A 23,149-nucleotide genomic window follows, 5' to 3' on the forward strand; every position below is an offset into this window, starting at 1 on the left:
ACTTTTAGATTCACCTCACCAGAGATTTTGAGGAACAGACTGATGAAATGCAAATCTATCCGCGCATCGGTTTTAAACGAAGCAAGCTCTGGAGCTGGTAGGCGCGTCTTGCGTCTCACAGCCCGGATTGCTCGTCAGTCTGTCGCCACACTTTTAAGTGGGCTTCTGGTTTTCCAGCCAATGCTGGTTCAGGCGCAGGTTGCGCCCGACACAGGCGCGCCTATCGGTAATCAACCGGGCGTCGGGGCCGCGCCAAATGGTGTGCCGCTCGTCGATATCGTAACGCCGAATGGGCAGGGACTGTCACATAACAAGTATAACGACTTCAATGTCGGTAATCCGGGCCTGATCCTCAACAACCATAATGGGGAATTTGGCACTTCGAAACTCGGTGGTGTTACGCCCGGCAATGCCAATCTGAAGAATAGTGGTCCTGCGTCGGTTATCCTGAATGAAGTGACGAGCGGCAATCGCTCGGCGCTTCAGGGTGCCACAGAAGTGTTCGGCGGTCGCGCCGATGTTATCATTGCCAACCCGAACGGCATCACATGCGATGGCTGCGGCTTTATCAACACGCCGCGCGCAACGCTGACGACAGGCACGCCGGACATTGACGGCACAGGGCGGCTCTCTGGTTTCACGGTTCAGGGCGGCGACGTCACCTTTGGGTCGAAGGGCGGTAATTTTGCCTCGGGCGACGGTGCTGTTGATTTGTTCGATATTGTGTCACGTCGCATTCAAATCGACGGTCCGGTCAATGGCAAGAATCTGCGCCTTTCTGCGGGGCGTCAGAAGTTCAATTACGCTACCGGTGAAGCCACTGCTCTGGACGGTGCCGACGATGCGGGTGAATTCGCCATCGATGGCTCGGCTCTTGGTGCTATGCAAGCGGACCGGATCAAGATCGTCGTCACCGACAAGGGTGCTGGCGTACGCATGCGCAATGATATGGCCGCGAACGCAGGTGAGCTGACGCTCTCTGCCGATGGCAAGATATCGCTTGGCAATGCATCCGGTCGTGATGGTGTTTCCATCCAGTCGAAGAGCAGGCAGGTCAAAGCCAAAAAGGTAACGTCGAAAAAACGTGTGGTCGTGAAAGCAGCCAAAGGCATTACTTTGGAAGCAGTATCCGCCGACGAAGATGTCATTTTGGGTAATGGCGATGGTTTGCTTTCCGTGGGTGCGGATGTTGCATCCCTCGGCAATATTGAATTGACTTCGTCTGGTGCGATTGCAACAGGGAATATCTCTGCCGGACAGAATGTAAACCTTCAGGCGGGCCAAGGCATTACAGCTGGCCAGGTCAATGCCGATCGTTCGACCAGTCTGACCACAGCATCCGGCAACATCGCACTGTCTGGTACTGGCAAAGCGGGTGGCGGCGCGCTGAATATCACTGCCACATCGGGTGCGATCAGCGCTGCCTCGCTTGTCAGCTTCAACAATATGGCGCTCACCGCCGGGACTGACATCGCGACCAGTGACATTCTGTCTGGTGGTGCACTTGTTGCCTCCGCGCGTTCGCTGAAAGCGGGCAATGTTGTCTCCGGTGTTGATGTTGCCAAAACAAACGCGGCCAATGGCGCTATCCAGATTGGTTCGACGGGCGACATGCGCCTTGCGACTACGGGGAGTGTTGATGTTGCTTCGCTGCTTTCTGCCGGAAACCTGAACCTTTCAGGTGCATCGATTACAGCCCAAAACGTGACCAGCCACGGCATCGTTACGATTGCGGGCGATACGAATGTTTCAGGCCAGTTGCTGGGTAGCGGTGGCATCAGCGTCACGGGTGCGAACATCAAGGCTGGCGCTATCATTTCCGGCGTCGATTTTGCTGCAAGCAAGTCCTCCAATGGTGCCATTGTCGTCGGAAATTCTGGAGACACAACACTTGTAGCGCAAGCCGGAACGATTGATGTCGGCACGCTTTTGTCGGCGGGCAATGTTCTTGCTGATGCGGCTACATTCAAAGCCACAAATGTCACCAGTCATGGCACGACCAATATCTCCGGCACGACGGCGATCAGCGGTCAGCTGTTGTCCGGTTCTGACATTACCATCAAGGGGACTTCCATTGATCTCGGCACGGCTGTTGCCGGTGTCGATCCGGCAGCGCTCGAAAAGGGCAATGTCGTTCTCGCAAACGCGGCCCATGCGCTCAATCTGACGGCGACGGCTGGCAATCTGACAGCGCAGCGTCTTCTGTCATCCGGCGACACGGTTGCCACTGCAACGGGCAACCTCTCCGCCAATACGACTGCGCACGGCGACCTCAATCTTACCGCGGGCGGCACGCTCACGCTTTCCGCTCAGTCTCTGGCAGGCGGCAATGCCACGCTCAAGGCGGGCTCGATGAACATCGGAACGCTTGTTTCCGGTGTCGACTTCATGGCGACAGAACAGGCGGGCGGCGCACTTGTCCTTAATGCCGGGCAAACGGTCCTCACGGCGAGCGGCCGGATCGATGCTGGAACATTGCTGTCGGCGGGGTCTCTGACGGTCAATGCCGGGACATTCCTTGCAGCCAATGTTACCAGCAACGACACGGCAACGATTACAGGCAATACGACGATCAGTGGTCAATTGCTGTCCGGTTCCGATGTTTCTGTGACGGGCCCGGCGATCAATATCGGCACGGTCGTCGCAGGCGTGGATCTGGTTACGTTGGCCAAGGGCAATATCGCAACAGGTAGCACCGCGCATACGCTTAACCTTACGGCTACAGCTGGTAACGTCACCGCAACCCGTCTTCTATCGTCAGGTAGTACGACAGCGTCGGCAAGCGGCAATCTTTCGGCGAACACGATTGCACATGGCAACCTCAACCTGACTGCAGGCGGCACGCTCACTTTGTCCGGCCAGTCGCTGGCAGGTGGCAACGCGACGCTCAATGCCAGTGCGATCAATGTCGGAACGCTTGTATCCGGCGTGGATTTTGCTGCCACTGAACAATCCGGTGGTGCGACCACTGCGGGTGGTTCTCTTATCCTGAAAACGGGTACGGCCAGTGCAGGCCAGATGACCCTTGGAGCGACTGGTGGCTCGATCACTGCTGATCAGTTGCTGAGCGGTGGCGATCTCAAGGCGAAGGCCCAGCAGAATATCTCTTATAGCAGCTTGCAGAGTTTTGCCTCTGCCGATCTCAATGCGATTCTGGGGACAATCAGCCTCGACAAGAATACCGTCGCGAAGGGCAATATTGCCCTTACGCTGCAAAGCCTTGATCTTAGCAACAATCGCTCCAGGCTTGCGACTGCTGGAACGCTGATCGTCAATGCGGCCAGCGCTAACCTTACCAATTCCACGCTGACTTTCGGCGGCATTGCATTGAACCTCTCGGGTTCTGCAAACGCTTCGAACGCAAAAATTCGGGCAGTGACTGCAGATGGCGGCACCGGCAACATCGCGATCACAGCATCGACGGTAACCACGACATCGGCCACCGCGCTCCTTGCCGCCAATGACCTCACTTTGACGCTGGCGTCGCTTTCCAACACCGGACAGCTCGCCGCCAACAACAATCTGACCTTCAACATCTCGGGCAACTTTACCAACACACCGAGCGGCCTTGTTTATGCAGGGCAAAATGGTCGCCTCTATGTTGCAGGCGATCTGCTGAACGATCAGGGCGCAATCCTTATCGGCAATGACCTGACCATTGCCGCGAATGCGGCTGGCGGACGCAACAATTCCATTACCAATGTTTCCGGTCTCATTAAGGCTGGGCGCGATGCCACGATCACGACAGCCAATCTGACCAACAGGCGAGTTTCTACGCCGACCTGGTCCACTGTTGTTGTCGCCGACAACGAGATATCCAAATTTGTGCTCAACCCGGCCACCTGGGGTAAGCCGCTCGGGCACATCTTCGTCAATTCCGATACCAATGCGCCGCTCAATCTCTATCCGGGCGAAGACTATGCGGGTCTGGAATGGATGAGCCAGCTTTATGGCGTCATTACATTTGCGGATGGAACATCCTACAGGACGCGCAGCCTCGCATCCTATGAAGAGAATGTACCCTGGAATTGGGGTGACAGCCTTCACGGCGTCGAAGCGATGAAGCGCTTTTTGAAGGAAAATTACCCGACGGATGCTGACGGCAACATTATTCTGACACCGGACCTGCAAAGCAAGGCAGTCATTATCGTCAATAGAAACGACGCGTTTGCCTGGACATTTGCCTGGGATGACAGCACCCAGATGCGCCAGACAATTCACAAGCAGCAGTTCGATAGCGCTCTTTCGCCTGAGGCTTTGATTCAGACAGGGCGTGATCTCAATATCGATGCCACGATCCAGAACAATGCCTATAGCTCCATTGAAGCAGGTCGCAATGCGAAGCTGACTGGTTCTGTGCTCAACAATGAGGGCGTGGCGCTTTATCAGACCGTCACATCGACCTGCGAAGCGACAGGCGGCTGCGAGGCTTACGATGCAAATGACGATCACGACGCCGTCAATGATCTCGATAAAGGCAATTCACGCGTCACGAGCCAGACAATTGTCGGCGGAGCATTTGGCAATATCAAAGCCGCTGGCAATATGGACATTAGCGGCTTTGCCAGCGTCAATTCGAACGCTGCCACGAGTTCTATTGCTGGTGGGGCACAGCTTTCGTCCGCACCTTCCAGCAGCGATCCGACCGCAGCGCTCAACGGGCTGACTGCTGCAGGCGCGCTGTTCACGCCAAACCCGGCAATCGCCAACCTGCTGGCCGAAAAGGGCATTTCTGTTTCGGGTAATGGTCTGCAAGCGGGCGGCTTACCTTTATCGCCTGCGGAAATCATCGCTGCGCTTGGATCTAGCGCACCGAAGCCCAATTCCGGCGGCTTTGGCGGCACCATTCCCGGACAGGTCTTTCTATACGAGACGCGTGCTGAGTTCCTCGACGTCGGTAAGTTCTATGGCTCCGGCTATTTCATCAATCGTGTCGGTTATAATCCCGATCATTCCGTTCCCTTCCTGGGCGACGCCTATTTTGAAAACCAGCTTGTCGATCAGCAGCTAAGGCAGTTGATCAATCAGGGACTGGGCGCTAGCTCGTTCATTCCCGGTAGCGATACAATCGAGCAAATGAAGGTTCTGCTGGATCGCGGCGCTGATTTTGCAGCGGCCAATGGCTTGACCATTGGAGAAAAGCTTTCGCCTGACCTCATCGCAAATCTAACAGAGACGATGGTCTGGTATGAGAAAAAGACGATCAACGGCATCGAGGTGCTGGTCCCGACTGTCTACATTGCAGATGCTGACAAAGCCAATCTGACCGTTGCCGGTGCCATCATCTCCGGCGATACGGTCAATATGAATGTCGGCGACGTCAACAATTCGGGCATGATCTTAGCCAAGACGGATTTGCAGCTCGCGGCGACGAATATTACGGCGACGGGCGGCAGCTTTAATGCTGGCAATAATCTTCAGCTCAATGCTTCCAAAAGCCTCACGATTGCGGCTGGAACGATGCAGATCGGCGGCGAGACCTTCGTCAAATCCGGCAGTGGTGTTCAGGCCGGTGGCAATGCGAGCCTTACCGCGGGCGATGCACTCACACTGCGTGGCGCGGAGGTTAACGCTGGTGGCGATGTTAGCCTGACCGGGCAGAGCGTGACGCTCGACACGGCGAAAGCAACCAATAATGGTTCGGATAATGTGATCGGCACGACTGTGCAGTCGGGCGGTGATACGACGATTACCGCGACAGACGACGTGAACATCATCGGGTCGGATGTGGCTGCAAAAGGCAATCTCGACATTGAGGCCGAGCAGGGTTCCGTCAATGTTGTCGCGGCAGGGGTGGATAAAAAGGTCAACGGCGTTGCTGGCACCCGCATGTCGCAAACGGATTCGACCTGGGCGGCAGGGTCCAGCCTCTCTTCCGGTGGCGATACCAACGTCAAAGCTGGCGATGATATTCTGATCTCTGGATCGAAGGTCAGTGCGGACGGAGACGTTTCGCTGGAGGCCAAGGACGACATCAATATCACTGTCGCGCAGCAGCGCACAGAAACCAACGGCTCGGAAGTCAAACAGGGTTCGACAACTCATATCGGTTCGGAGATCAATTCCGGCGGTTCGGTCACCGTTGCAGCAGGCGACAAATCGGATGCCGATAATGCGCACGACCTCAACATTATTGGCTCGAAGATCGACGCCAAGGGCAAGGTCGATCTGAGTGCAACGGACAATGTCACGATCGCTGAAGCCCGCGATACGAGCTATCTAGAGGTCGACACAAGTTCGAAGCGCATATTCTCGAGTAAGGAAACCCATAGCCGCACCGAGACGGAAACAGCTCTCGGTTCATCCATCAGCGGCGGTGGCGGTGTTGATATCAGTTCCGGCCAGGATACGACCATCTCGGCCTCGAAGGTTCAGGCCGGTACAGCAGACAACAAGGCCGATCTGAATATCGATGCAGGTGGTGATCTGATCATCGCTTCCGGTAAGAACACGACCGAGACGGATACGTCCAAATCGAAGTCCGGGCTGCTCTCGAAGGCGAGCGGCGAGGGCCACGCCTATGACGAAACGACCATTGCATCCGAGCTTGGTGCATCCGGCAATGTCAACCTCAATGCTGGCGACAATGTTGCGATCTCTGGATCGAAAGTCACAGCGGGCGATAATATCGCCATCGAAGGCGATAGCGTTTCCATTATCGGCGCGCAGGAGGGGCATGATGCGTCATCCTCTAGCAAAAAGTCCGGGCTGGGTGCCGGTTCCGGCGGCGGCTTCTATTCAGTCTGGGGCAAGGAAGAAAATAGTAGCAAGGAAAGCATTGTTGCTAATGTCGGCTCCGAGCTCTCGGCGGGTGGTGATGTTTCGATCAAGGCCCGTGAGAGCGACGTCAACATTGTCGGCTCGAAAGTGGAAGCGGGCAAGTCCTGCGAGGACTGCGGCGACATCGCACTCGATGCGGCGCGTGACGTCAACATCCTGCCGGGCGCGGAAAGCTATGCTTCCGAGGACAAGGAAAAGCGTTCGGGCTTTGGCATTCAGCTGAAGTCGAGCGAAGGCAGCGCTTCCATCGGTATTGGTTTCGGTTCGTCGAAAGACGAAACCCGGCAGGGCGCGGAAACCAATGCGGGCTCCAGTTTGCGGGCTGGCAACAATGTCACAATCAATGCGGGGCGCGATGCGAACCTTCAGGCCGCCACAGTTGAAGCCGACAACGATGTCGCCATTACAGCGGAGCGCGATGTCAATCTTCTGGCCGCACAGGACAAGACCAACTACGAGCATATGCATGAGGAACTGTTTGCCGGGATCACCGCTACAGTCTCTACCGGTCTGGTCAGTTCGGCCAAGAGCATTGCAGATGCTGCAGGCAAAGTTGCCAATGTGTCGGATGGCTATTCGGCTGCCAATGCGGGCTTTGCGGGACTGAAAGCCTATGATGCGATCAACAATCTCTCATCTATGGTGATGCCGGATGCCAACGGCAACTATGGCAATATTGCCTCAGCCTCCATCGGGGTAGGCTTCGAATATTCGAAATCGAAGGAAAATGCCGAAAGCTCGATACCGGTTGTGACAGGTATTCGCGGCGGCAACAGCGTATCCATTGAAGCCAAATCGGGCGACATCAACAGCCATGGCGCACAGATCGTTGCTGGCTATGACGAAAATGGTCTGCTGTCCGGCGGTGCTGGCGATATCAGCCTGAAAGCTGGTAACGACATCAATCTGGAAAGCGCGCAGGCGACGAATAGCTCATCTTCGTCCAGCAAATCAGCTGGCGCAAGCATTGGCTATTCTGTCGGGATTGGACTTGGCGGCACGACCGGGGGCTGGACCGGAAGTGCGAACGGTAGTTCGGGTAAGTCGAACAGCAATGGCACGACGCAGGTTAACAGCCACGTCACCGGTACAGGCGATATCAATATTGAATCTGGTCGCGACACCAATCTGAAGGGTGCAGTTGTCGAAGGTGAGACAATTACTGCCAATGTCGGGCGCGATCTCAACATCATCTCGGTTCCTGACACAGGTGAAAGTTCGAACGAGTCGTCCTCATTCGGCGTGAGCGGCTCATTGAGCGGTGGAACACCGAAGGTTACCGGTGTTTCGCCGGGCTTTGGGACTGGCTCCGGCGAAACCAACTGGATCGGCGAACAATCCGGTCTTGTTTCCAAGGGCGAGATGGATGTCTATGTCGAGCGCAACACGCATCTTGGTGCTGGCAAGATCATTTCTGAAAGCGGTGATCTGAAACTCGATACCGGCACCCTTACCCATGAGGACTTCTCTGGCTCGAAGAAGTATGAAGGTTTCGACATTCAGGCCAATATCGACCTGACGCCGAAGGATGCAGACGGCAACAAGCAGCAGCAGCCGGATCAGACTTCTCAGCCAAAGAACTCGGCTGAAGGCACCTATCAGCTCGACGATACACGTCAGGAAGTACGCGCTACCCTCGGGCCGGGCGAGATCATCATCCGTGAAAAGGACAAGCAGGCGGAGCTGGAAGCGAGCGGCCAGACTGAAGACGTCGCCGCGCTCAACCGCGATCCCGACAAGGCCTACGAGATCACCAAGGATAAGCATGTCGAGATCGAATATTATCTGTCGGATACCTCGGTAAAGGCGGCGTTGGAGGCAGGCCAGACGTTGGCCGAAACTTTCGGTAATGCCCTTGATCAGATGGTCAAGGATGGCAAGCGGACACCGGAACAGGCAGCACTTTCTAAAGAGATGTTTCCGTTTCTTGATGACCCGAATGTTCGAGCAGCCTTGGCGCAATGTGCCCAGCAACATGGTGCTGTCGATTTCAGTATTTTCAGCTGGATTGTACCCTCGGCTCACGCGCAGACAGGTTGTGCAATTCCGGTAAATGGGCAGATCAAGTATTTCTCTCCTACGCAGGCAGGAACGTGTCTGGCTGACTATGACCAGTTGACCGGTGTCGTACGGGGAATGATCAGTGCGACCGGGGTAACAATCGCAGGGCTAGCTGGTGCATTTCTTCTGACGTCGACGACGGCTGCAGGAACGGACATTAATCAGAAGTTCACTGCCGGAGACGGGAGCACTGTACTGATTACTGGCAAGGGCGACCAGCCGATCCGGCAAATTCTCGTAACCTACCCCGATGGCACTACGGCAAATCTGACGATTGAGACCTATGACGACGGCGGTGCTGTTCGCCTTACCAGTGGTATGATCGGCACGCGGCCGATGACGCCGGGCCAGCTGAAAGACATGGGTTATGTACTCACCAATGCAGGTATACCGAGCGTGGTGATGAACTCTAGCGGTGGGAATGGCGATCAAAAATATTTTCCGCCACCCAAAACGGCGGGGGAAATAACAGGCTTCCCTGATTTAGTGCCATCAAAACCACTGGGAGGACGGCAGCGTTGGACCGATAAGAAGGGCAACATCTATGAATGGGATTACCAGCACGGTGCTCTTGAAAAATATGACAAGACGGGCAAGAAGCATTTAGGAGAGTTCGATCCGAAAACGGGTGAGCAAACTAAACCACCAAAGCCCGGAAGAACAACGAAGACTTGAGGCGAGCAGAATGGCGATTTGTTTGGTGATTGATTTGTTTCATCGGGACCGCGATGAGCTAGTGACGATGTTGCAGCTTGAAGAAAGTGATCTCCAGTTCTTTCGGGAAACCTTATGTGTTCCGGATGAAGACCCCCTTATGTATGGGGCATATAAGATTGATGTTGAGGCCAATGAAAAAATTTACCAGCGATATGGGTTCAGGTTGGATTTGAAAAGGTTTGAATGCTTTGCCAGCTATCGAGGAAGCCTGTGACGTAATTGAGCGGGGTTGATCTGACCGTCGAGGGCAACACGCATCTGGGCGCAGGCAAGATCATCTCCGAAAGTGGTGATCTGAAGCTCGATACGGGTACGCTCACGCATGAGGACTTCTCCGGCTCGAAGAAATATGAAGGCTTCGATATTCAGGCCAATATCGACCTGACGCCGAAGGATGCTGACGGCAACAAGGAACAGCAGCCGGATCAGACATCACAGCCACGAATAACTGCCGAGGGTACGTACCAACTCGACGATACGCGCCAGCAAGTACGCGCTACCGTCGGACCGGGTGAGATCATTATCCGTGACAAGGACAAACAGGCAGATCTCGAAGCGAGCGGCCAGACCGAAGACCTGGCTGCCCTCAACCGCGAGCCCAAAAAAGCTTACGAGATCACCAAGGATAAGCATGTCGAGATCGAGTATTATCTGTCGGATACCTCGGTCAAGGCGGCGTTGGAGGCGGGGGCGGAGGTTACGCAGGTACTAGGTCAGGTTCTTGATCGCATGCTGGCGAATGGTGACCTATCACCACAAGAACGTGCGGACGCGCGTAAGCTAGAACCTTACATGAAGGACCCGAAAGTGATCGCAGGCTTACGCGATTGCACCGGGCATGCTTCGAGCAACTTTAGTCCATTCAGCTGGATTGTTCCATCTGCTCACGCGAACGCAGCCACGTGTACAGCGATTGCGACGGATGGCACGGTTAAGAGCGCTAAGCAGCCCAACGTGAATACGAATGTTACGGCAGACCAGTTCAAGAACAATCTTATATCGAACGGTTATAAAGTTGTCAGTTCAGGTACTAGCAAAAACGGAAGCTTTACTGTTTTAAGCAAGGGGACCTCTCGCTATACGATCTACACGAGGTCTTCGACTAGCGGAAATGGTGCTCAATATGTTGGCCCTGATGGAAAGACAGTAAAGTTTTCGCTAAAGTGAACGAAAAGTAAGAGATAAAAATATGGCTATATATATACCTATAGAAATAGGAATGAATATTCAGTCGAGCAAAAGCGATCTTTTGAAATTGGTTTGGGTGGGAAAGGAATTAATTTCATATTTTTCTATGCAAGATGAAGGGAATAAATGTGCGGAAGTTAGGTTTGAACAGGTAGAGATCGTTAGAATACTTGATGAGATGGCATTGAGTACGGAATACGAAGATGATATGAATGTTGGTTTGATCCCGGAACATTTCGCCTATGAGGTTAAAGATTCAAGTTTTTGGAAACAACAGTCAGATGCATTTAAGGCAGTATATTGTGATACCAAGCATTTCAGATTAATTACTGGTTGGACTTGTCTGGATGTAATTTCAACATCATCTCCTGAGTTTCGATCGGCTGATAGTTTAAATTTAAGCTTATGAAATATCTCTCGGCGCAGTAAGGACCCCTCCAGGTTCATCTCGTTGTTGGTAACCGCGACGCCTTTGGTACATCCGTTCCCGGGCAAATAGGGAGCTATTCCGGCGGATGCAGAATAGCGTTTCGCAGTGCTGGTGTCGTTTAGCAAGGTAAGTTTAAATGAACGCAAAGGAAATTATCGGCGCGTCCCTTTACTCCGACGATCATAATGAAATTGTAGTAGTGATTGAAAGGAGTTTGGACCAGCGTGATGAAGATGTTATCGCGGCATGTGCTCATGCCATAGGACACTTGGTTCGCAGGTTTCATGTGGATGTTTCATCATTAAGAGATCGTTTGATTAAAGAATCTGAAAAATTTGGTGATTCCGCTTTTTTATCTGGCGCTATTTTGGATATGGATGATGACATAAAGCATTTCTCCTAAAAGTAACTCAACGTGAATCGAACTCTTCTAAAGTTGTGATGTCAACGCTGTTTGATGCTGACACTGAATGGATGATTGCAGAATGGCGATTGTTGGGATTGATCTGGGCACATCTAATTCGCTGGTTTCGGTCTGGGAGGACGATGGTCCAAGAGCTTTGGAAAATGCTCTTGGAGAAACTCTGACGCCGTCAGCATCGGTGATGCGGGCGAAGTACTGGTAGGCTGCGCCGCGATTGATCGGGCTTTGTTGCAAAAAAAACGGCAGATCGGGGAAAGAACGCCGAAGATTTTCAGCGAGGCTGTTCATGAGCGATTTCAAGTGGCGTCATTTTCAGGGAAAAATTATTCTTTGGGCTGTCCGCTGGTACTGCCGCTATGGGATCAGCTACCGGGATCTTGAACAGATGATGGGTGAACGGGGCGTGCCTGTTGATCATTCCACGATCTATCGCTGGGTGCAGAAATATGCGCCAGAGATTGAAAAACGACTACGCTGGCATTGGCGTCGGCCGCAATCGACGAGTTGGCGTGTCGATGAAACCTATGTCAAAGTTCGCGGTAGATGGACATACCTGTACCGGGCCGTCGACAAGTTCGGCAACACGATCGATTTCTATCTGTCGCCGACACGCAATACCAAAGCAGCCAAACGATTTCTCGGCAAGGCTTTGAATGGCTTGAAGGATTGGGAAAAGCCAACGGTCATCAATACCGATAAGGCGCCGACCTACGGGATCGGGATCTCGGAACTGAAGGTCGAAGGCAAATGCCCGGGAGAGCTTATACACCGGCAGGTCAAATATCTGAATAATGTCGTCGAGGCCGATCACGGCAAGCTCAAACAATTGATCAAGCCTGTGAGAGGATTCAAGACGCTGAAAACGGCGTACGCAACGATCAAGGGATTCGAGGTGATGCGCGCCTTACGCAAGGGCCAAGCAGCGATTTTCAATCTCACCGGCGATGTCCGTGGAGAAGCCCGCATCGTTGAACGGGCTTTCGGCATCGGACCGAGCGCACTGACGGAGGCTGTAGCACTGCTCACTCAGAGTCTAGAAAATCGTCAAGCTGCCAGGTAACCGTCGTCCCGACCAACCGTCTTTTTTGGCCAAAATCGAAATTTGCAACAGAGCCGGCGTTCCCTATAATGCCTATAGACTTTCAACCATAGACGGGTGGGCCATGAGGCTCATCTCCATGTTTCCGCAACGTGGTGCGTACGACCCGAACATTCTGAAACTGGCGAACGCCAGAAGCGACTATCCCAATATCCGCGTCGCCGCCATGAATCTTCTGAAGGCCGGACATATCAACGAGGTCCTCGCAGCGAGTTATGAACGCCTGATTGTCGATGAATATCAGGACTGCTCAATTCGACAGCATGCCGTCGTCGCCTATGCGGCGCAAACGCTGCCGACCTGTGTGTTAGGCGATCCCATGCAGGCCATCTTCGGTTTTGGAAGTGATCAACTGGCGAGTTGGGATGAGTATGTATGCAAACATTTCCCCATTTCCGGTGAACTTGAAACGCCGTGGCGTTGGATCAACGCCGGCAAAGAAGATTTTGGGCGCTGGCTGTTGAAGGTGCGCAAAAAGCTTCTGAACAGCGAAGCGATAGATCTTACCACTGCCCCCGCAGAGCTTTGCTGGGTTCATTTGGATGGTACAGAGGACATGGTGAGGCAGATGCGGGCGGCACGGACGACACCTCCGACAGCTGAGGGTCGCGTGCTGATTATCGGACGCAGCACCAGCCCGCAAAGTCAGCGGGATATGGCAAGCCGTACACCTGGCGCAGTCACCGTCGAAAATGTCGATCTGCGAGATTTTGTTGATTTTGCGAAACGTTTTGACTTCAGGGCAACTGACGCCTTTGTGAAGCTCACGACCTTCGCCGGTGAGGTCATGACCAATGTCGGCACACCCGACCTCATTGCGCGCGACCGCTCATTACAAAATGGAACCGCACGCAAAGCCGCCTCCGATGCCGAACAGGCCGCCCTTTCTTTCTGCGCCAATCCATCCTCGAAATCAGCGGCCAATCTGATAGTGGAAATTAACAAGCTAGGCGGTGTACGACAGCATCGCCCTGCCGTTGTTCGTGCCTGCGTGAAAGCACTCGAGCAATGCGACGGTACGGACGGCAATACGTTCTACGATGCCGCGGTCCGAATACGAGAACAGCACCGCCTCATAGGACGCCCTCTCGCCAAACGCTCCGTAGGTAGCACCCTGCTGCTTAAAGGTCTTGAAGCCGACGTTTGCGTCATCCTCGAAGCTCATGAGCTTGATGCCAAGAACCTATATGTCGCAATGACGCGTGGATCGGCAAAGTTGGTACTGTGTTCTAGGTCAAACCAAATGCAGCCTTAACCCGGCAGAGGGCTACCGCCGATCTTGGACCCACTATTGTTGTTAAGTACGCCACAGTCACACAATTCGATGCGCCGCAAATATTCGATTTTTATTTTCGATTCCAGATTCAGAAGCCTCTCGGATACAGAATTATGACTGTCCGCCTGAGTGGGCTCGTCTCCGGATATCGGACCGTCCGCCAGTGGCCCAATCTTGTCGCTAGGAAACCATTGCCGGCTTGAGGCAAAGCATTTCCGTGCTACAAGCTCAGCGTTGTTCGAGGGAGTCGATCCTCCCTTCCAAAAGGCTTCAGGTAGTGGGATGCGTCACAGATAGGCGCTTTATTGTAAACGGATGAAAGGCCGACAGAACGCTAAATGGGTTTTCACGATGCGATGCGGACTGCAGCCCACTCTGCCGAGCAAGCCGTCTCCAAGGCGATGACAAAATACCGCGACGGTCTCGTGACCGATGAGGACGATTTGACCGGTGTTCTGATAGGCAGTCTCGATGCCGAATTCTCCGCAGAAAGTGTTAGTGACATCGGTGGGCTCAATTGGTCGAGTTCGATACTGCGTCATCGCAAATGGGTGGCCGCGGAGGAGAAGCGCATTGGCGCCGACATGATCATCCACGTCCGAGTTGACACGCCCCTGCAGACATATTCGAAGGCAGTCCTTGTGCAGGCTAAGCGACATGAGCCGGGTGAACAGATGAGCGCCAAGGAACGAAACGAACTGTTGGGACAGTGCAAGAAGATGTTGGCAGTTACTCCCGCCGCGTTTGTTTTCGACTATGCCAAAGGCGAGATGAGATGCGCATCTGCGACGAGAATCGAAGGTTCAACGAACAACGATCTTCACGCTGCCTGCAATTGGACAGCCTACCGATTTTTTCTCGAGTTCTTCCGCTGCCCGATAGGGGACCCGCGGATCACGTCTGCCAAAGCCGCAGACCTTCCAGCCCCCATCGTACTGAAGCTGGTCGGAACTGGGGACCTCACACATGAATAGGCCGGATCCGGTTAATCTCTCGAGGGTTCGAACGTCCGCTCTGGCCCTGTTCCTAGCGTGAAGCTGCCGGACAGAAAACGGCCCCATTCTGGTCGTCAGAATCCGATGACCTGACTGGCAATCAGCACATCGCCCAACGGCAAAGGCATTTTCCAACGCCAGACGAAAGACGAGAGAATGGCTGTCGGCGGAAGACAATACTAGGCTAACAAAACCGATCACGGAAGATGTCCATTAAAATTTTTCGATGCTGCCCGATACACCTGCATCCACTCGATGTGCCCCCGAAATAATCTCTGATTTCATAAAACAAAATTTACCCTCACGCGAAATACCAACTAAGCTTATCGGTCTGTCAGCGTCAGACACAGATTTCGCCAACGCAGTTCAGCTGTTTCAACGGCACCGTAACCTTAACCTGTGTGCAGATGCGTGTTGATCTATTATGTCGTGATTGGGCAGTTTACAGGCCAGCGATATCGCGCCAGACAGTGTTGGTGGCTTTGCGCAGTTCGCGGTGAGTGGCAGAGGTGAAGCGCTCGCGGGGAAAATGATGAAGGCTGTAGATCGGGTCGTAAATGGATGCGGAACGCTCCAAGTGTCGTGCTGACTTGAAACGCTTCATGACCCGTTCTCGCCGTCTTGTCGGTCGATGATATTTCTCGGCCCGATTGTTCAAACCTTTGTGCTGGTGATGATCGCAGTACGTGTGTCCGATTTCCCGGTTGGCGGCACCATAAGAACGGTGCCTTTTTTCACTCTAATCGGTAAATGACTGCATTAAGTGGCAGCCCATGTTCCTCTTGCTCATCGTGCACATAGCCAAGGCTTTGTCTGTCTATCGGATATGCCTATTGGTCAAAACGCACGGGTTCGCTTAGACCTACTTCTAGGGACCAGTCACCGGACTGGAGGAGAAACTATCAGCAGATACAGCGTTTATAGCGTGGGCCTTCGCCTGCCCGCTTGCCTTTGTCTGTTCTAAAGCAGGAGTTGCGCCATGTCCGAGCCTGATCCTTGGGCAAGCTATATCGGCCGCGAAGTCAGTCGCGATGGCGTGCTTGATACGGCGACCATTGCCCGGTTTGATGCGACGCTGGGTCTGGATCATCCATCGGGCAGCTTGCCGTTGGGATTTCATTGGTGCGCCGGGGTTGAGACCTATCCGACGGATACGCTTGGTACGGATGGACATCCGCCAAAGGGCGACTTTCTGCCGCCTATTCCCTTGCCGCGCCGGATGTGGGCTGGCGGAGCGCTGGAAATCAATCAATCCCTGCGCGCTGGTCAGGCATTCACCCGTCTTTCCCGTATTGCGGATGTGAAAGAGAAGTCCGGGCGCTCGGGTAGTCTGGTCTTCGTCACTGTCGAACACGAGATTTATGTCGATAGCCAACTGCACATCAGGGAACGGCAGGATATCGTCTATCGCCCCGCAGAGCAGGCGGCAGAAACTCCAGTCCTGCCACCTGCTCCAGCGCGGGAAGAAGGCGATTTTCTGCCGGATTCGCGGCTCTTGTTTCGGTATTCTGCACTGACCTTCAATAGTCATCGTATCCATTACGATCTGCCCTACGCGCAGGCCGAGGAGAACTATCCGGCATTGGTCGTGCATGGGCCACTACAGGCAACATTGCTGGCAGCGAAAGCCGCAAATGTTCTCGGGCGTCCATTGCGTCGCTTCAGTTTCCGCGGCGTTGCGCCAGCATTCGCTAACGTACCACTTGCGATCCGCTTTGAGCAAAAGGAAGGCGGTGCACTTGGTCTTCACACACAACAATTCGGCAAACCATGCATGCAGGCGGAAGCCGCATGACATCCAGTGCAGTGGTTTCGGGTGCTGTGCCTGGGAAAGGGAATAAGCGATGAAAGTTCTCGTCCCCGTCAAACGCGTGATTGATTACAACGTGAAAGTACGGGTCAAACCAGATGGCTCCGGGGTCGATCTGGCCAATGTCAAAATGTCGATCAATCCTTTCGATGAGATCGCCGTCGAAGAGGCGATCCGGCATAAGGAAAAGGGCCAGATTGCCGAAGTTATCCTATTGTCCGTTGGGCCAGGAGCAGCGCAAGAAGTGTTGCGGGCCGGTCTTGCTATGGGTGCTGATCGTGCGATTTTGGTGGAAGCCGATGGTGGGCGCAGCATCGAACCATTGGCTGTGGCTAAAGTGATCGCAGCAATCGCACAGCGCGAAGCCGTGGATCTGATCATTGCCGGCAAGCAAGCGATAGACGACGATCTTGGCTCGACTGCCCAAATGACCGCTGGTTTGCTGAACTGGCCACAGGCAACTTTCGCTTCGGCGGTCGAACTTCTGGACAGTGGCGTCGTGGTAACCCGCGAGGTTGATGGCGGTCTCCAAGTGTTGCGGATGGCTCTTCCTGCCGTTATCTCCGCTGATCTGCGTTTGAACCAACCGCGCTACGCGTCGCTTCCCAACATCATGAAGGCCAAGAAAAAGCCGCTGGATGTCATCAAGGCAGAAGATCTTGGCATTGATCTCAGCCCACGCCTTGAAGTGCTGCGGGTGGTTGAACCCGCCGCGCGCAAGGCCGGTATTCGCGTGAGTTCTGTGGCCGAGCTAGTCAGCAAGTTGAAAGATGAAGCAGGTGTGTTCAGATGACAGTATTGGTTATTGCAGATGTAACCGGCAACACGCTCGGTAAAGACGCAACAGCGAAAGCGCTCAGCGGTGTGAAAGCTTTGGGCAAGGTGCATCTCCTGCTCCTGGGGCAGGGTCTGGAGCAAGCAGCCGTGGAAGCGGCGAAGCTTGACGGCGTAACCAAAGTTCTGGTGGCGGATGATGCCGCCTATGCACGGCAGATGGCTGAGCCGGCAGTAGCACTGCTCCAAATGCTAGCTCATTCATACAGTCATATAACAGCGCCATCGACCGCATCGACAAAGAATTTGCTTCCACGTTTGGCGGCGAAGCTTGATGTCATGATGCTGACGGATGTGATGCAGATACATGACGTCGATACCTTTTCGCGACCGATATATGCGGGCAACGCCATCGAAACGGTTCGCTCGAAAGACGTGGTAAAAGTCTTTACCCTGCGCACCGCGAGTTTCCGACCAGTGGGCGAGGGAGCGTCCGCTCAGATTGAGGCGGTGAGTGCAGGCCCCGATACAGTCAGCGCTGTATGGGTTGAGGATCGTCTCGCTCACTCAGAGCGACCCGATCTGAGCGCCGCCAGGATAGTGGTTTCGGGTGGTCGTGCGTTGGGCTCGAAAGAGAATTTCGCCTTGATAGAAGGGCTGGCGGACAAGCTGAATGCCGCTGTCGGCGCCAGCCGTGCTGCGGTCGATTCCGGTTATGCGCCGAATGACTGGCAGGTCGGCCAGACCGGTAAGGTGGTTGCGCCCGAGTTGTATGTAGCTGTTGGCATTTCCGGCGCGATCCAGCATCTCGCCGGCATGAAAGACAGCAGGATTATCGTGGCGATCAATAAGGACGAAGAGGCGCCGATTTTCCAGATTGCCGATTACGGCCTGGTGGGTGACCTGTTTGCCATCTTGCCCGAACTTACACAGACATTTTGATCCAGTCAGGAAATAAGCGATGCTTGAGGGCAAAGTAGTTTTGATTACGGGCGCGGGTGGTGGCATTGGCCGCGCGCTTGCGCTTGGTGCCGCGAAAGCCGGTGCAAAAGTCGTCGTCAATGACATCGGCGCAAGCTTGCAGGGCGAGCGCGGGGATGTGGGTGTCGCGCACCGGGTGGTTGATGAGATTATCGCCGCTGGCGGCGAGGCCGTGGCTTCGACTGGTTCCGTTGCCGAGCCTGACGAGGCCGCAACCGCCGTGCGGACCGCAGTGGATCATTTTGGTCGTCTTGACGGTCTGGTGAACAATGCAGGCATCTTGCGCGACGGGTTCTTCCACAAGATGAGCTTTGCTGATTTTGATGCGGTGTTGAAGGTCAGTCTCTATGGCGCTTTCAACATGAGCCGCGCTGCTGCCGATGTTTTCCGGGCACAAAATTCGGGCTCCATTCTGCACATGACATCGACCTCCGGTCTGATCGGCAATTTTGCGCAGGCCAATTATGCCACTGCAAAGCTCGCAATGGTGGCCTTGTCGAAATCGATTTCGCTGGATTTGGCACGCTGGAATGTGCGCTCAAATTGCATCGCGCCGTTCGCCTGGAGCCGAATGACCTCCAACATCAAGGCCGATAGCGCTGAACAGGAGGAACGCATCAATCGTTTGCGCCAGATGAAGCCCGAGAAAATCGTGCCGCTGGTCAACGCACTTCTTTCCGATCAAACCGCAGACATCACAGGCCAGATTTTCTCGGTGCGCAACAACGAACTGTTCCTCATGAACCAGATTCGTCCGATCCGGTCCGTTCATCGCGGCGAGGGCTGGGATGAGGAGAGTTTGCTTGGCCACGGCCTGCCAGCACTTCGCAGCAGTTTTGCCAAGCCGGATGTCTCGGCTGACGTTTTTCCGTGGGACCCTGTCTAAGGAGTTTGTCATGAACGATATGAGCTGGAACCGCCTGACAGGTGATCTCCTTGTTGCCCGCGCCGGAGCGGCGGTGGCGGATGTCAATGCACTAACGGTGCGCGCGCAAGACAAGCTGAAGCACGAACTGGCCGAAAACGGCAAGATTTCGAATCGGTTGCTCGATGCGCGGCAACATGCCGCCCACACGCTGGCATGGTTTGCAACCTACGCCCGCGCGCTCGAGCAGATGGCGGGCTGGGCGCGCAATCTGTCGACGGAAGGAAAATTCACTGAGATCGATAGCGCGATCCTGTCGGTGACCTTTGGTGAATATCTCAACCATATTCGCGGCGGTATTCCGATGTGGCAGGGCGAATATGCCCGCATTGCCGATCTTGGTATCGAGTGGGAACCAGCTGATGCGACCAAAGAACTTATCGCCAGCGGTTCCACGCCGGAGATGCGTGAAGCCCTTTACCGGCTGATCGTCGATGCGGGTCCGGTTGCCAGCTTCGGCACGACCGGACAGAGTGAAGAGCTGAACATGATGCGAGATATCTTCCGCCGTTATGCGGAAGATAAAGTTATCCCTCACGCCCATGAGTGGCATCTGAAAGACGAACTGATCCCGCATTCGGTCATTCAGGATCTGAACGAAATGGGCGTCTTTGCGATGACGATTCCGGAAGAATGGGGAGGGATGGGGCTCCCCAAGGAATCGATGGTTGTCGTATCGGAAGAACTTTCCCGCGGCTACATCGGTGTGGGTTCCCTTGGTACGCGCGCTGAAATTGCTGCCGAGCTGATCATTGGTGGTGGTACTGACGCTCAGAAAGAAAAGTGGCTGCCAAAGCTGGCGTCTGGCGAGGTGTTGCCGACAGCGGTGTTCACTGAGCCGGACACGGGTTCTGATCTTGGTAGTCTGCGCACACGGGCAGAACAGGACGCGGCGGGTGACTGGCGCGTGACCGGAAACAAGACGTGGATTACCCATGCCGCACGCGCCAACATGATGACGCTTCTCGTGCGCACTGAACCCGGTTCCAAGGATCATCGCGGCCTTTCGATGCTGCTGGCTGAAAAGCAGGCCATGACAAAAACGGAGGACTTTCCGTCTGAAAACATGACGGGCGGCGAAATTCCGGTGATCGGATATCGCGGCATGAAGGAATATGAGCTGTCCTTCGACGGTTTCCACGTCAAGGCTGAGAATCTTCTTGGTGGTGTGACTGGTCAGGGCTTCCGGCAATTGATGCAAACCTTCGAAAGCGCGCGCATTCAAACGGCGGCGCGTGCCGTGGGCGTGGCTCAGGCTGCACTGGAGCAGGGCATGCGTTACAGTCAGGAGCGCAAGCAGTTCGGTCGCCCGATCGGAGTTTTCCAGCGAGTTTCGGGAAAGATGGCGGTTGCTGCTGCTGAGATCATGGCAGCGCGTCAGATCACCTATTATTCGGCGCGCCGCAAAGATGGTGGTGAGCGCTGTGATCTGGAAGCGGGCATGGCGAAGCTGCTGGCTGCTCGCGTGGCGTGGACTACCGCCGATAGTGCACTTCAAATCCATGGCGGCAACGGCTTTGCGCAGGAATACGTCATTTCGCGACTTTTGGCCGATGCGCGCATTCTGAACATTTTCGAAGGCGCCGGTGAAATCCAAGCGCAGGTGATTGCGCGCCGACTGCTGGAATAGCCGGGGCTTCCAACACCTTGGCAAGCATATCAATATGGGAATGAGAGCAATGGCATCTCCGCTTAAAGGCTTGAGAATACTGGATACAACGGCCTATATTTCGGGGCCCTATGCTTCGGCGCTATTGGGTGCGCTGGGAGCCGAGGTGGTGAAGATCGAGCCGCCAAAGGGTGAGGCATTTCGACGGGGTATTGGCACCGGTTCCAAATATTTTCGTCAGTATAATGTTGGCAAAAGGTCGGTGGTCATCAATCTGAAAAAGCCCGAAGGTGTGGCTTTGATCAAGCAGATGGTGCCCCAATTCGATGTTTTCATGGAAAACTCGCGTCCGGGTAAAATGGAAGCGATGGGCTTGGGCCGTGAGGCGCTCCTAGCGCTGAACCCACGGCTGGTCTATTCTTCGGTCTCGGGTTTTGGTGACGGCGGTCCTTTCCGGGATCGCGCAGCATATGACTCCATAGGCCAAAGCATGTCTGGCTTTTACTCAATCATGAACGATGAGAGTAATGCCCGCCTGTCCGGAACCTGCGTGGCGGATCTCATGACAGCCGTGGTTTCGGCAATGGGAATTCTGGCTTCGCTGGTTGGGCGCGATACGGGGGCAGGTGCGGGTACACGTGTGGTGGAGACTTCGCTGCTTGAAGCCATGTCGGTGTTGACTGTGGATGCGGTTGTGCAGCATTTCGATGAGGACATTGTGCCCACGCGATCCAGCCGCCATCCGCAGGCGCAGAATTTCTGTCTTGCCACAGCTAGCGGTGGTTCGATCACATTGCATATGTCGTCGTCCGAGAAGTTCTGGCAGGCGCTGGCGCGCGCGATCGGGCGTGAAGATCTGATCTCGCGGCCCGAATTTGCGCGGTTTCCCAATAGGATAGACAATTATATTCAGCTGAAAACCCTTATGGAAACGGAATTTCTCAAACGGTCCCGTGCTGAATGGGAAGCCATTCTGGCAGCAGCGGATGTGCCTTTCGCGCCGGTTCTGACGATAGCTGAAGCGATATACCACCCACAGACGGAGTGGTTGGATTTGCTGGAAACCCCGCGGGATGGCCAGAGCTTCGTTCGTCCGCCGTGGCGCTTTGGTGGTGCGCGTCCGCATATTCCTGGTGCCGCACCCGAGATTGGCGATGGAACAACCGAAGTCCTGCGTGAATGGCTCTCGGATGCCCAATTGCAGGACTATCTCGCGCGCGGTGTTGTCGAAAGCGCGACCGAAAAACTAGCAGAACCTGTTTGAGTGATTGAGGGCCTATCATGTCTGTAATTGAAGAACTATTCGGTGTGCGCGACAAAAGCGTGGTCATCACCGGTGGCAGCCGCGGCATCGGTGAGGCGATTGCCGAGATTTTTGTAAAGGCTGGCGCGCGTGTTTATATCTGCGCCCGTCGGGCGGAAGAGGTGAACGCGACCGCTGCACGCCTGTCGGAATTCGGTCATTGCAAAGGCCTTTCGGCAGATCTGTCTGCGGAAGCAGGGCGCAAGGCATTTATCGCTGATCTGTCGCAACATGAGAGCAGTCTGGATGTGCTGATCAACAATGCTGGCACCATCTGGGCGGCCCCTTTGGCCGAATATCCCGAAAGTGGATGGGACAAGGTCTTTGATCTCAATGTGAAAGGGCTTTTCTTCTTCATTCGTGACCTTGTGCCGATGCTGGCGAAGGCCGGTCGTCATGGCGCTCCAGCGCGGGTGATCAATGTTGGCTCTATTGATGCTTTTCATGTGCCCAAGCACGAAACCTATGCCTATTCATCATCGAAAGCGGCGGTGCACCATCTGTCGGCCCATCTGGCTGCACAGCTTGCGCCGCAGCATATCACCGTCAATGTCATTGCTCCCGGCTTGTTTCCGTCGAAAATGCTGGCCAACTCACTAGAGACAAAGGGCGAAGAGGTGCTGATCGAACCGGTTCCGCTGAAGCGCCTGACGGGACCGAATGATATGGCGGGCGCCGCGATCTATCTGGCCTCCGCTGCTTCGGCCTATGTCACGGCTGCTATGATCCCCGTCGATGGCGGACTGGCAACCACACTTTAGAATGGGTTCCTCAGCG

The 23,149-nt window shown here is 54.6% G+C and carries 16 protein-coding genes and 1 pseudogene; 15 read left to right on the top strand and 2 right to left on the bottom strand.

Features of this window, described 5'->3' with window-relative positions; all coding sequences use genetic code 11:
- Nucleotides 1-42: 42 nt before the first annotated feature.
- The 5 genes from FGI60_RS26400 to FGI60_RS06410 all read left to right on the top strand — a co-directional run bounded on the left by FGI60_RS26400 (nt 43) and on the right by FGI60_RS06410 (nt 11,579).
- Nucleotides 43-9,516, top strand: coding sequence for a hemagglutinin repeat-containing protein (locus tag FGI60_RS26400; protein WP_235889749.1), 9,474 nt, complete (start codon nt 43-45; stop codon nt 9,514-9,516).
- A 10-nt stretch (nt 9,517-9,526) separates the two neighbouring features.
- On the top strand, nt 9,527-9,772 hold the full coding sequence (locus FGI60_RS06395; protein WP_138784429.1) for a DUF7683 domain-containing protein: 246 nt from the start codon (nt 9,527-9,529) through the stop codon (nt 9,770-9,772).
- 5 nt (nt 9,773-9,777) lie between these two features.
- On the top strand, nt 9,778-10,725 hold the full coding sequence (locus tag FGI60_RS06400) for a hypothetical protein (RefSeq protein ID WP_138784430.1): 948 nt from the start codon (nt 9,778-9,780) through the stop codon (nt 10,723-10,725).
- A 22-nt stretch (nt 10,726-10,747) separates the two neighbouring features.
- Entirely contained in the window at nt 10,748-11,155 is a 408-nt protein-coding gene (locus FGI60_RS06405; protein ID WP_235889750.1) for a hypothetical protein, read from the top strand.
- 157 nt (nt 11,156-11,312) lie between these two features.
- A complete protein-coding gene (locus FGI60_RS06410) occupies nt 11,313-11,579 on the top strand; it encodes a hypothetical protein (RefSeq protein ID WP_138784431.1) in 267 nt (88 codons plus the stop codon).
- Between the two features lie 27 nt (nt 11,580-11,606).
- On the opposite strand, the gene FGI60_RS26850 is transcribed toward FGI60_RS06410, so the two are convergent.
- Nucleotides 11,607-11,888, bottom strand: coding sequence for a hypothetical protein (locus FGI60_RS26850; RefSeq protein ID WP_445433035.1), 282 nt, complete (start codon nt 11,886-11,888; stop codon nt 11,607-11,609).
- On the opposite strand from FGI60_RS26850, the gene FGI60_RS06420 reads away from it, so the two are divergent.
- The 3 genes from FGI60_RS06420 to FGI60_RS06430 all read left to right on the top strand — a co-directional run bounded on the left by FGI60_RS06420 (nt 11,887) and on the right by FGI60_RS06430 (nt 14,949).
- Nucleotides 11,887-12,660 (top strand): IS6 family transposase, encoded by a 774-nt coding sequence (locus tag FGI60_RS06420; protein WP_138784433.1) that lies wholly within the window; start codon nt 11,887-11,889, stop codon nt 12,658-12,660. The genes FGI60_RS26850 and FGI60_RS06420 overlap by 2 nt on opposite strands.
- A 103-nt stretch (nt 12,661-12,763) precedes the next feature.
- Nucleotides 12,764-13,954: a UvrD-helicase domain-containing protein gene (locus FGI60_RS06425; RefSeq protein ID WP_138784434.1), complete on the top strand. Its 1,191-nt coding sequence runs from the start codon at nt 12,764-12,766 to the stop codon at nt 13,952-13,954.
- Nucleotides 13,955-14,313: 359 nt separating this feature from the next.
- Complete coding sequence (locus FGI60_RS06430; RefSeq protein WP_138784435.1) at nt 14,314-14,949, top strand: hypothetical protein; 636 nt, start codon at nt 14,314-14,316, stop codon at nt 14,947-14,949.
- A 463-nt stretch (nt 14,950-15,412) separates the two neighbouring features.
- Here the strand turns inward: FGI60_RS06430 and FGI60_RS26735 are convergent.
- Nucleotides 15,413-15,649, bottom strand: a pseudogene (locus FGI60_RS26735) (IS6 family transposase); the annotation flags it as partial.
- A gap of 300 nt (nt 15,650-15,949) precedes the next feature.
- Here FGI60_RS26735 and FGI60_RS06435 point away from each other — a divergent pair.
- The 7 genes from FGI60_RS06435 to FGI60_RS06465 are packed head-to-tail and all read left to right on the top strand — an operon-like array spanning nt 15,950 to nt 23,133.
- Nucleotides 15,950-16,765: an FAS1-like dehydratase domain-containing protein gene (locus FGI60_RS06435; RefSeq protein WP_138784436.1), complete on the top strand. Its 816-nt coding sequence runs from the start codon at nt 15,950-15,952 to the stop codon at nt 16,763-16,765.
- A gap of 49 nt (nt 16,766-16,814) precedes the next feature.
- On the top strand, nt 16,815-17,573 hold the full coding sequence (locus FGI60_RS06440) for an electron transfer flavoprotein subunit beta/FixA family protein (RefSeq protein ID WP_138784437.1): 759 nt from the start codon (nt 16,815-16,817) through the stop codon (nt 17,571-17,573).
- A complete protein-coding gene (locus FGI60_RS06445; RefSeq protein WP_138784438.1) occupies nt 17,570-18,496 on the top strand; it encodes an electron transfer flavoprotein subunit alpha/FixB family protein in 927 nt (308 codons plus the stop codon). Before FGI60_RS06440 ends, FGI60_RS06445 begins: the two co-directional genes overlap by 4 nt.
- Nucleotides 18,497-18,515: 19 nt before the next feature.
- Nucleotides 18,516-19,421 (top strand): SDR family NAD(P)-dependent oxidoreductase, encoded by a 906-nt coding sequence (locus FGI60_RS06450; protein WP_138784439.1) that lies wholly within the window; start codon nt 18,516-18,518, stop codon nt 19,419-19,421.
- A 19-nt stretch (nt 19,422-19,440) separates the two neighbouring features.
- Nucleotides 19,441-21,090, top strand: a complete 1,650-nt coding sequence (locus tag FGI60_RS06455; protein ID WP_138784646.1) for an acyl-CoA dehydrogenase family protein — start codon at nt 19,441-19,443, stop codon at nt 21,088-21,090.
- Between the two features lie 49 nt (nt 21,091-21,139).
- Nucleotides 21,140-22,333 carry a CaiB/BaiF CoA transferase family protein gene (locus FGI60_RS06460; RefSeq protein ID WP_171058713.1) on the top strand — a complete coding sequence of 398 codons (1,194 nt, stop codon included), beginning with the start codon at nt 21,140-21,142 and terminating at the stop codon, nt 22,331-22,333.
- Nucleotides 22,334-22,350: 17 nt separating this feature from the next.
- The gene (locus FGI60_RS06465; RefSeq protein ID WP_210238415.1) at nt 22,351-23,133 is read left to right on the top strand and encodes an SDR family oxidoreductase; all 783 of its coding nucleotides are present in this window, start codon (nt 22,351-22,353) and stop codon (nt 23,131-23,133) included.
- Nucleotides 23,134-23,149 lie beyond the last annotated feature (16 nt).

The sequence above is a fragment of the Brucella haematophila genome (assembly GCF_005938105.1).
GTDB classification, from domain to species: Bacteria; Pseudomonadota; Alphaproteobacteria; order Rhizobiales; family Rhizobiaceae; genus Brucella; species Brucella haematophila.